Genomic DNA, 10,901 nt, shown 5'->3' with positions numbered 1-10,901 from the left:
GGGGTGGGTGGGGAGGGGCCGCGCGAGGTCGGTGGCCGGCTCGGGCACGTCCGTGCGCAGGTCCATGTAGCCGAACACGCGGGAGAGGATCGCCGTCGAGGTCACCCAGTCCGAGCCGGTGTTGAGCAGCCCCATCAGGGGTCGGAAGAGGGTGGACTGCAGGGCCGAGAAGGCGATGAGCGTCCCGATCGTCATGCCACCGCCCGTGGCGGGCAGTCCGGCGACCAGGTAGACGAGGGCGGGGATCGTCGCGAAGACGACCTGGACGGTGGCCATGCGCCAGCGCCCGGCCATGCGGGCGGCCACCTCGAGGTCGGCGAGGTGGCGGGAGATGCCCGTGAACTCCTCGGTGCGGCGTTCACGCAGACCCAGGGTGCGGATCAGTCGCGCCCCCGACACGGAGAGGGACTCCTCGACCGACACGGTGAGTTCGGCCAGGGCCTGCTGCTGGCGGGCGGTGACGTCGCGCCTGGCCAGGGAGACGCGGCGCGTCACCCACACGGCGACGGGCACCACCAGCACGGACAGGAGGGACAGGCGCCACGACAGGGCGACCATCGCGACGGCGGTGGCCACGGCGGTCGTGAGGTTCGCCGCGATGCCGGTGGCGACATCGGTGATGACGCCGCCGAGCCCCCCGACGTCGTTGAGCAGGCGGGAGGTGATCTCGCCGCCACGGGTCCGGGTGAAGAAGCCCAGGGACTGGTCCTGGAGGCGGTCGAAGACCTTCGTGCGCAGCTGGTGCATGAAGGACGTGCCCACCCGCGTGGAGACCAGGGTCTGGACGACCCCCATCACCTGCGAGACGAGGGCGACGCCGACCATCCCGCCGACGAGCACCACCAGCAGGCGCACGTCACCGTCGGGGATGGCGTGGTCCACGGTGGCGCGGAGCAGGAAGGGTTGGGCCATCGAGACCAGTGAGGAGGCGACGATGAGCACGACGACGGTGAGGAGCGCGAGGCGGTGGGGGCGCAGCAGCGTCCAGACCCTGCGCCACTGGACGGGAGAGGTGGCGACCTGGGCGCGGTCGTCGGCGCTGGCCCGTGAGGTGCGGAGGGGACCCCCTCCGCCGGGTGCGGATGCGTGGTTCATGGTGACCTCCCGGGTGACGGGTGACGGGTGACGGGTGACGGGTGACGGGTGACGGGTGACGGGTGACGGGTGACGGGTGACGGGTGACGGTGATGGGGCTGGTGCGGTGTGGACGCCGAGCGTGCGGGGCCGGGGGGCTCGTGTGGGCCCGACCTGCGCGCCGGGACGAGGACGCCGGTCGTACCCAGCGCCTCGTCCGGGGCGCGCCTCGGGAGTCCGGTGGCACGTTGTCGGGTGTCCGGTGGGGCGTGTCCCGGCGAGGAAGGCGCCCCTCCGGGTCCGGGTCGGGGCCCGGGGTGTCGTGCCGGGCAGTGTCCGGGGAGATGTCCAGCCCTCGCGTCCGGGTGGGACGTGCTGGCCGATGTAGTGAGTATACCTCACTATGAGTCTGTGGCATGATTGACCTGTGTCACACGACGATTCGGTCCCCGCCCCACCCCGCACGGACCAGACCTGTGACGTTCCCGCACTGTCGACGGACGTGGAGCTGACCGAGCTGCTCCAGCAGACCCTGCGCCTGTACCGCCACGGCATGCGGGAACACATGGATCCGGGTTCCCCGCCCGTCCACCAGTTGCGCGCCCTGCGCCAGCTCGTGGCCCACGGGCCGATGCGTCCGGGCCACCTCGCCGAGGTGCTGGGCATCGCCCCCCGGTCGGCCACCGGCGTGGTCGACGCCCTGGAGGAGAGGGGCCTCGTCGAGCGTTCACCCGACCCCCACGACCGCCGTGCCCAGGTGGTGACCCCCACCTCCCGGGCACGGGGCGTCCTCGAGGAGACCGCCCGGGCACGGGAGGGCGCCGCCCGGGACCTCGTGGCCCCCCTGGGCCGGGCGGACCGAGCGGAGCTCACCCGACTCCTGCGCCTGGTCCTGGGCACCTCGCGGTCCTGAGGTCGAAGTCCCGAGGTCGGAGACCCGAGGCCGCCGTCCTGGCGTCACAGCCCTGAGGCCGCAGAGCTGAGGTCGCAGTCCTGACGTCGCCCTCCACCGGTGTCCCGTTCCGCGCCGCTCCGTCCGGGTGGTGCTGCCGGTCCCGGACAGAGCTGTGCCGGTGTCCACGGGATGGTTCACGGGGACACCGGCACAGGTGGTGGCGCCTTCACTCCGTGGCGAGCGCCTCCACCGGCGAGGTCCGCGCCGCGCGCCGCCCGGGCCACCACGAGGCCACGACCGCCGCCACGACCATGACCACCACCACGGCAACCAGCTGCCACCAGGGCAGGGCGTAGACGGCGGGGATCCCCGAGGCGGCGGTCACCGCCCTCGTGCCGACCAGCCCGAACACGACACCCAGCACCATGCCGACAGCAGCACCGGCCCCCGAGATCAGGAGCGCCTCGTCCAGGAGCATCCGCTTCATCTGGCGTCGGGTCAGACCCAGGGCCCGAAGGAGCCCGTTCTCGCGGGTGCGTTCCGCCACCGACAGGGACAGGGTGTTGGTGACCCCCACCAGCGCCACGAGGACGGAGACACCGAGCAGCGCCAGCAGCACGAGGAGCATGGTGTTGATCATCTGCGTGAACTGGGCGCGCAGGGGCGCCGCCCCCGAGACGTCCAAGGAGTTGTCCAGGGAGAGGATCGCGGTCTGGACCTCATCGACATCCGCCCCTTCGGCGAGTCGGATGTCCACGCTAGAGGTGGTGGCGTCGGGTGCCAGGTCTGACAGGACGGAGCTGGTCACCACCACCTGCCCCCACTGGACCCGCTCACTTCCGACGACCGACAGCGTGCGGCAGTTGTCCGCCCCGACGCACACCTGCGCCGGCGTCCCGTCCGCCGCTCGGTCCGCGGGGAGGAACACCTGGTCGTCGCTCGGCGCCGCGAGTGCCGAGTGGGCCACGCCGGAGAGGTCCGGCTCGCCCAGGACCGTGACGGTCTCGGTCCCCTGCCCGTCGCCGACGTCGACGCTCCCGGGAGCGGATCGCTCGGTGGCCGTGGCCTCGATCCCCTCGACCGTGGCGATGCGCTCCACGAGATCCTCGTCCAGTGTTCCCGTGGTCGTGGAGGCGACCATGTCGATCGGGGCGAAGGCGTCGAGCCGGTCGAACACGGAGGTGCGCAACGACCCGGTCCCGACCAGCAACGTCGTGATCAGGGTGACCCCGATGACGATGGCGGTTCCCGTGGCGGCGGTGCGCCGCCGGTTGCGCAGGGTGTTCTCGCGCGCCATGCGGGCCACGGGGCTCCTGCTCGCGAGGCCGAGGACATGGGTGAGAGAGGGCAGGAGAAGCGTGCACAGCACCAACAGGCCCACGAGGCACAGCATGCAGGCACCGAGCACCACGAGGAAGCCCTGGGAGGTGTCCTCCAGGTGCAGCCCGAACCAGATGAGGCCGCCGCCCACCAGTGTCAGGAGTGTCCCGATGACTCCTCGGACCCGCCCGACCCGACGTGCTCCGGCTCCGGCCTCGTCCTCCGGTTGGAGGGCCACCATCGGTGGCACGCGGGCAGCGGCGAGGGCGGGGCGCATTCCCAGCACAGTGGTGAGGACGGTGCCGAGGGCCCACACACCTGCCACCGTCAACGGACGTGCGCCGGCCAGGGCCTGACCGAAGGAGTCCGCCATGCCTGCGGCCGAGAGTCCCCAGGAGCCGAGCAGGAGTGCAGCGAGCACGCCGATGAGGGAGGCCAGTGCACCCACGACGAGGGTCTCGGTGAGCAGGAGGCGCCGGACCTGGCGCGCGGTCGCGCCGACCGTGCGCAGCAGGGCCAGTTCGCGCCTGCGCTGCTGGAGGACGACCTGGAACGTCGAGGACACCACGATCGAGGCGACGAGAAGGGCGATCAGGGGGAAGGCCAGCAGCATCGCAGTCATGGTCCCCTCACCGAGCTTCGCTTCGGCGAGATCGCTGTCCAGCGCGGCATCGGCGGTGCGGACTCGGGCTCCGGAGTCGGCCCCCAGGAGGTGGGAGACCGTTCCGGCGAGCTGTTCCTGGGCCCGGGGGTCGGGATCGGGATCCGTGGCGGAGACCAGCAATGACTGGACCCAGACGGTGGAGGAGATGGCGCGCATTCCCTCCGGGGTGACGCCCACGGTGGGGGTCCCGAAGCGGTCCAGGGCACTGATACCGGTGACGGTCACCGGCACCGTCGTCGTTGCGACGCTCCCGTCGTCGGACCCGGTGGTGACGACGGCCTCGACCTCTCCGCCGACGGAGACACCGAGCTGGTCCGCCGCGGACCGGTCCAGGAGGATGCCGGTGGGGGAGTCGGGTGCGGAGCCGGCGGTGATGTCGGGTTGACGGAAGGGCGGTTCCAGGAGGACCTGCACCTGGCGCTGGAGGCGTGTGGATCCCGAGCGCAGCTCGGTCCATCCCGTGGTCTGCTCGGCGACGGAACCGACACCCGGGGCCGCGCGCAGGGTGGGGGCGAGCGCCTCCAGGTCGGCTCCCTCCGAACTCTCGGGGTCCTGGTCGACGACCACGGCGACCCCGGTGTAGGAGTCCCGGATGGATGCACTCAGGGTGTCGGCCAACCCCTGGGTGAACATCAGGCACAGCAGGACGAAGGCCATCGAGATCGCCACGGCCACACCGGTGGCCGCGTAGCGTCGTCCGTGTTGACGGACGTTGGCGCGCAGCAGCTCGTTCACAGTCCGACCGTCCCCAGTGCCTCGACGGAGGGATGGTCCAGGTCGGCCTGGATGCGGCCGTCCCGCATCACCAGGGTCCGATCGGCCGCGGCGGCGGAGGCCGCGTCGTGCGTGACCATGATGACGCTCTGGCCGAGGTGGTCCACCGCGTCACGCAGCAGTGCGAGGACCTCCCGTGATGCCTCGGAGTCCAGGTTCCCGGTGGGCTCATCGGCGACGATCACCGCCGGACGCATGACCAGTGCCCGGGCCACGGCCACGCGTTGCTGCTGGCCGCCGGAGAGCTCCGAGGGACGGTGCGAGAGGCGGTCCTGGAGACCCAGTGTGGCGACCACCTCCTCGAACCAGGACTGGTCGGGGCGGCGTCCCGCCAGTTTGAGGGGAAGCAGGATGTTGGCGCGCGCGTCCAGGGTGGGCACCAGGTTGAAGCTCTGGAAGACGAACCCGATGCGGTCGCGGCGCAGGCGGGTGAGTTCGTCGTCCGACAGACCGACGAGATCCGTGCCCTCGATCTCGACCCGGCCCGAGCTCGCGGTGTCGAGTCCGGCCAGGACGTGGAGCATGGTCGACTTCCCCGATCCGGAGGGGCCCATGATCGCGGTGAAGCGTCCCTGCAGGAAGTCGACGTCGACATCGTCCAGGGCCACGACGCGGGTCTCCTCCGAGCCGTAGACCTTGGACACCCCCCGCAGGGAGACGATGGCACTGGGGGTCACGGACGGGTGATCCGCCGCACCGGGCAGCGGGATCGTGGTGTGGGACATGTGTTCTCCTTCTGGTGTGCCTCGATCGTCGCACCTCAGGATCAGTTCTCGACATGGGGGACTTCCCTGGAAGATCCCGGGGAGTCGCACTCAGGGTGACCGGGACCACGCCGGTGTCGGGCGGGGGTGGTCCGTTGGAGAGGGGCATCGGGAACCCACCGAAGCGTGCAGTTGCGTGGTTCCCACCGAGAGGTGGACTTCCCACCGAGAGGTGGACTTCTCACCGAACTGAGGCGCCGTACGGCCTCGTCCCGGTGAGACATCCACTTCTCGGCGAGGTCACCCCACCCCGGGCGAGGCGCAGCGCCCCGGATCGACCCACACCAAGTGCAGTTCCCCGAGTCGGCTCATGCCGGGCGCGGGGCTCCGGATCGGCTCACGCCAGGCGCAGCGCGCGGTAGCGGTTCAGCGCCGCGCCGAGGTCCACCGAGCGGGGGCGGGCCAGGAAGGCCGGGTACTGGCGCGCGCCGTAGCGGGTCAGGCCGTCCAGGCCCTGCTCGCGCACCAGGGCCTCGACCCGGCCCAGACCCTCCGCCAGGGTGGTGTGCCCGTCGAAGACCTGCTCCAGGAGTCCCCGCATCGCCCAGGCGATGGCCTCCGTCTGGCCGGGGTCGACGACCTGCTCGACATCGGAGAGGTCCACGGTCTGGCGGTCCAGGACGACCTGGTCGACACCGGAGGCCTTGGTCCTGGGACGCTCGGCGCCTCCGCGTGCACGCAGCGGCGTGCGCGCGCCGACCTCGTCGAATCCCTCGACGTCGGAGCGTTCCCGCGGCATGGCGGCGCACACCTCGCGGGCACGTCCGGTGACGTCGAGGCAGCGGTAGGTGTCGAGCATGAGCACGCGGTCCGCGACGTCCAGGTAGTCCCCGGACCCTCCCATGACCATCACGGTGGACACCCCGCGCTCGCGGGCGAGTCCACCGATGCGGTCCACCAGTGGGGTGATCGGCTCCTTGTCGGCATGGACCAGCTCACGCATGCGGGCATCGCGGATGAGGAGGTTCGTGGCGGAGGTGTCCTCGTCGATGAGCAGCAGGGGGCAACCGAGTTCCACGGCCTCCACGACCGAGGCGGCCTGGGAGGTGGAACCGGAGGCGTTCTCCGTGGAGAAGTGCGTCGTGTCGGCACCGCCGGGGAGGTGGTTGATGAAGGCGGAGACGTCCACCCCGGTCACGGCGCGGCCATCGGCGGCGCGCACCTTCATGGCATCGGGCAGTGTCGCCACCAGCTCGCGACCGTCCCCGGGCACGTGCGGGTAGACCCCGCGTTGCAGGGCGCCCAGCAACGTGGACTTGCCGTGGTACCCGCCGCCCACGATCACGGTCACTCCGGGCTCCAGTGCCATGCCGGTCACCGTCCCGGCGTGGGGCAGGTCGATCTCCCGGCGCAGCGACTCCGGCGAGGAGAACGCGACGGCGTCCTCCATCGGCTTCTGGGAGATGCCGGAGCGTCGGGCCAGCACCGCACCGTCGGCGACGAAGGCGATCCACCCGCGCCGGGTGAGTGCCTCCTGCAGGGCCCTGTGGTCCTCCAGGGCGTGGACGTGGCTGCGCAGTGCCTCCACGCGTCCGGCGGCGTCCTCGGAGACGAAGTCGAAGGTGGCCATCACCGTGTCGGGGACGTCCAGGTCGAAGATCCGGGCCGCCGCACCGCCCTGGATGGTGCGCCCACGCGCGGGCATGCGCACCTGGAAGCGGATCTCCACCCGCTCCGGGGTGACGGTGCAGGCGGAGCGCTGGAGGACCTCCTGCCCGACGCGCACGACATGGACGTCGCCCGAGGTGGCGTACCCGACCAGGGCGTCGTGGAAGGCGCGCACCAGGAAGTCGGCCACCGCCAGCCGCTGGTCCGGGGTGGCCAGGCAGTCCGCCGGCAGACCCATCGTGTGCGGATCCGCGATGGCCCGCAGTGACGAGGGTGGGGCGTAGGGGTCGGACTGGACGCGGTCGATGGCCAGTGAGAAGTCCCCGTAGTCCCAGTCGCCCGTGACCGACTTGTAGGCGCCGTAGTTGCGGCCGTCGAGGCGGTGCAGGTCGGCGATGAGGTCCTGGTCGGACCCCGAGCGGCGTCGGAGGGGATGCTCGTCGTGGCCACGGGGGCCGGACCGGTGCTGGGGTCGGGAGGAATCAGGACGAGGACTCATGTTCACAGCCTAGGTCCCCGCACGCGCACGACCCGGGCAGTTCCCTGCGGATCCCGGTCAGTAGCTCCCGCCCGAGTTCGACGCGAGGACGCCGAAACCGATGACCAGGATGATGGCGAGGACGATGCCCAGTCCCCACAGCACGACCGCGATGATGCCGAGGATCTTGCCGATCCGGGCGTTCTGGGTGACGTCCTCGGGCAGTCCCGCTTCCTGGGCCTGGCGGATCAGGGAGTTGCCCCACACCCACGCCGGGATGGAACCGAAGAGGCCGATGAGCACCAGGCCGAGGATCCCCAGGACCAGGACGATCGTGGAGTTCGAGCGGATCTGGTCCGCCTGGGCGCTGGCGGCCATCCCGTACTGGCCGTAGCCCGCCTGTCCCCAGGCGGCCTGCTGGCCCTGGTCGGGGTAGGTGCCGTACTGGCCGGTCCCGCCCTGCCCGTAGGGGTTCTGCGGCTGGGTGGGTGGGACGGACTGCTGGGAGGACCAGGTCTGCTGCTGGCCATTCGGGTCGGAGGGGTCGGGGGACGCGTACGGGTTGGACATGGTGTCCCTTCCAGGGGGCTCGGGTGCTGCGGCCATCATAGGGGGCAAGCGGATGCAGGCACGAGGGCGCCCCCGCGCCGGGAGGTGGGTCCCGGACGCGGGGGCGTCGCCCTCGTACGTGTGCAGGTCAGAGCATGCAGGACACGCAGCCCTCGACCTCGGTGCCCTCCAGCGCCATCTGGCGCAGCCGGACGTAGTAGAGGGTCTTGATGCCCTTGCGCCAGGCGTGGATGTAGGACTTGTTGAGGTCACGTGTGGTGACGGTGTCGGGGTAGAAGAGCGTCAGTGACAGGCCCTGGTCGACGTGCTGGGTCGCCACGGCGTAGGTGTCGATGATCTTCTCGGGCCCGATCTCGTAGGCGTCCTGGTAGTACTCGAGGTTGTCGTTCGTCATGAAGGGGGCCGGGTAGTAGACGCGCCCGATCTTGCCCTCCTTGCGGATCTCGATCTTGGACACGATCGGGTGGATCGAGGAGGTCGAGTTGTTGATGTAGCTGATCGACCCGGTGGGGGGCACGGCCTGGAGGTTCTGGTTGTACATCCCGAACTCCGCGACGTCCGCGGCCAGCTGGCGCCAGTCATCCGCGGTGGGGATGTGGATGGAGGACTTGTCCAGGAGCTCACGGCACTTGTCCGTGGTCGGCTCCCAGGTGCCCTCGATGTACTTGGTGAAGTACTCCCCGCTGGCGTACTTCGAGTCCTCGAAACCGGCGAAGGACTCCCCGCGCTCGCGGGCGATCCGGTTGGAGGCACGGATGGCCTCGTAGGCCACCGCCAGGAAGTACATGTTCGTGAAGTCCAGCGCCTCCGGGGAGCCGTAGTACACGTGCTCGCGGGCCAGGTAGCCGTGCAGGTTCATCTGCCCCAGGCCGATGGCGTGGCTCATGGCGTTCCCGCGCGCGATGGAGGGCACCGACTGGATGTCGGAGAGGTCCGAGACGGCGGTGAGCCCCCGGATGGCTGTCTCGATGGTGCGGGGGAAGTCGGGGGAGTCCATCGTCTTGGCGATGTTGAGGGACCCCAGGTTGCAGGAGATGTCCTTGCCGACGTGGGAGTAGGAGAGGTCGTCGTTGTAGGTGGAGGCCTCCGAGACCTGCAGGATCTCCGAGCACAGGTTCGACATCGTGATGCGCCCCTTGATGGGGTTGTCACGGTTCACCGTGTCCTCGAAGACGATGTAGGGGTAGCCGGACTCGAACTGGATCTCCGAGACGGTCTGGAAGAAGCGGCGCGCGTTGATCTTCTTCTTGTGGATCCTCGGGTTCTCGACCATCTCGCGGTACTTCTCCGTCACCGAGATCTCGGTGAAGGGCACCCCGTAGACGCGCTCCACGTCGTAGGGGCTGAAGAGGTACATGTCCTCGTTGTGCTTGGCCAGCTCGAAGGTGATGTCGGGGATGACGATGCCCAGGGAGAGGGTCTTGATGCGGATCTTCTCGTCCGCGTTCTCCCTCTTCGTGTCCAGGAAGGACATGATGTCGGGGTGGTGGGCGTTGAGGTAGACGGCGCCCGCACCCTGACGGGCCCCCAGCTGGTTGGCGTAGGAGAAGGAGTCCTCCAGCAGCTTCATGACGGGGATGACCCCGCTGGACTGGTTCTGGATCTTCTTGATCGGCGCCCCGGCCTCGCGCAGGTTCGTCAGGGACAGCGCCACCCCGCCGCCGCGCTTGGACAGCTGGAGGGCGGAGTTGATGCCGCGGGCGATGGACTCCATGTTGTCCTCCACGCGCAGGAGGAAGCAGGACACGAGCTCACCGCGTGCCGCCTTGCCGGCGTTGAGGAAGGTGGGGGTGGCCGGCTGGAAGCGGCCCGACATGATCTCGTCGACCAGTGCGCGCGCGGTCCCGATGTCCCCGTTGCCCAGGTACATGGCGACCATGGTGACGCGGTCCTCGAAGCGCTCGAGGTAGCGGGTGCCGTCGAAGGTCTTGAGCGTGTAGGACGTGTAGTACTTGAAGGCCCCCAGGAAGGTGGGGAAGCGGAACTTGTAGGCGTAGGCCCTGCGGTAGAGGTCCTTGACGTCGGCGAAGTCGTACTGCTCGATGACGTGGGCCTCGTAGTAGCCCTCGTCCACGAGGTACTTGAGCTTCTCCTCCAGGTCGTGGAAGAAGACGGTGTTCTTGTTGACGTGGGTGAGGAAGTACTGGCGCGCGGCCTGGCGGTCGGCGTCGAACTGGATGTGGCCCTCGGCGTCGTAGAGGTTCAGCTGCGCGTTGAGCGCGTGGTAGTCCAGCTCCGGGCTGGGGGCCTCTTCTACGCCGGTGTCGGTGAGGTTCTCGACCAAAACTCGCTCAGTCCTTCGTGAACTCGGGAGACGTCCTCAGGGGTTCCGAGGAGCTCGAACTTGTAGAGGTGGGGCACGCCGAGCTTCGCGGAGATGATGTCCCCCGCGAGGCAGTATGCCGTGCCGAAGTTCGTGTTGCCCGCCGAGATGACGCCTCGGCAGTGGCTGCGGTTGGTGGGGTCGTTGAGGAACTTGATGACCTGTTTGGGCACTGCCCCGTGTGCGTTGCCCCCGCCGTAGGTGGGGACCACCAGCACGTAGTCGTGGTCGACGTGGAGGAACGGGTCACGGGCGCGCAGTGGGATGCGCTCCGCCGGGAAGCCGACCTTCTCCACGAAACGGCGGGTGTTCCCCGTGGCGGAGGAGAAGTAGACGATGGTCGGCGTCATCAGGGTCCTCCTTCACGGGTCGGGGTGTGTCGGGCGGGGTGTGTCGGGCGGGGTGTGTCGGGCGGGGTGTGTCGGGCGGGG

General features: G+C 69.8%; 8 protein-coding genes. 1 reads left to right on the top strand and 7 read right to left on the bottom strand.

Features of this window, described 5'->3' with window-relative positions; all coding sequences use genetic code 11:
- Positions 1-1,095: ABC transporter ATP-binding protein (locus BQ9890_RS10380; RefSeq protein WP_143226442.1), on the bottom strand; the 1,095-nt coding region annotated here is incomplete at its 3' end.
- A 406-nt stretch (positions 1,096-1,501) separates the two neighbouring features.
- On the opposite strand from BQ9890_RS10380, the gene BQ9890_RS10375 reads away from it, so the two are divergent.
- Entirely contained in the window at positions 1,502-1,987 is a 486-nt protein-coding gene (locus tag BQ9890_RS10375) for a MarR family winged helix-turn-helix transcriptional regulator (RefSeq protein WP_230297901.1), read from the top strand.
- 208 nt (positions 1,988-2,195) lie between these two features.
- On the opposite strand, the gene BQ9890_RS10370 is transcribed toward BQ9890_RS10375, so the two are convergent.
- The 6 genes from BQ9890_RS10370 to nrdI all read right to left on the bottom strand — a co-directional run bounded on the left by BQ9890_RS10370 (position 2,196) and on the right by nrdI (position 10,820).
- Positions 2,196-4,688 carry an ABC transporter permease gene (locus tag BQ9890_RS10370; protein WP_075891352.1) on the bottom strand — a complete coding sequence of 831 codons (2,493 nt, stop codon included), beginning with the start codon at positions 4,686-4,688 and terminating at the stop codon, positions 2,196-2,198.
- Complete coding sequence (locus tag BQ9890_RS10365) at positions 4,685-5,452, bottom strand: ABC transporter ATP-binding protein (RefSeq protein ID WP_075891350.1); 768 nt, start codon at positions 5,450-5,452, stop codon at positions 4,685-4,687. The genes BQ9890_RS10370 and BQ9890_RS10365 overlap by 4 nt, the downstream gene beginning before the upstream one ends.
- A 376-nt stretch (positions 5,453-5,828) precedes the next feature.
- Positions 5,829-7,598 carry an ABC-ATPase domain-containing protein gene (locus tag BQ9890_RS10360; RefSeq protein WP_075893039.1) on the bottom strand — a complete coding sequence of 590 codons (1,770 nt, stop codon included), beginning with the start codon at positions 7,596-7,598 and terminating at the stop codon, positions 5,829-5,831.
- Positions 7,599-7,655: 57 nt separating this feature from the next.
- Entirely contained in the window at positions 7,656-8,147 is a 492-nt protein-coding gene (locus BQ9890_RS10355) for a hypothetical protein (protein ID WP_075891348.1), read from the bottom strand.
- Positions 8,148-8,274: 127 nt separating this feature from the next.
- Positions 8,275-10,431 carry a class 1b ribonucleoside-diphosphate reductase subunit alpha gene (nrdE, locus tag BQ9890_RS10350; RefSeq protein WP_075891346.1) on the bottom strand — a complete coding sequence of 719 codons (2,157 nt, stop codon included), beginning with the start codon at positions 10,429-10,431 and terminating at the stop codon, positions 8,275-8,277.
- Positions 10,401-10,820 carry a class Ib ribonucleoside-diphosphate reductase assembly flavoprotein NrdI gene (gene nrdI / locus BQ9890_RS10345; RefSeq protein ID WP_075891344.1) on the bottom strand — a complete coding sequence of 140 codons (420 nt, stop codon included), beginning with the start codon at positions 10,818-10,820 and terminating at the stop codon, positions 10,401-10,403. The genes nrdE and nrdI overlap by 31 nt, the downstream gene beginning before the upstream one ends.
- Positions 10,821-10,901 lie beyond the last annotated feature (81 nt).

Source organism: Actinomyces provencensis (assembly GCF_900155435.1).
GTDB lineage: Bacteria > Actinomycetota > Actinomycetes > Actinomycetales > Actinomycetaceae > Pauljensenia > Pauljensenia provencensis.
This window is presented reverse-complemented; position numbering and strand designations above follow the sequence as displayed.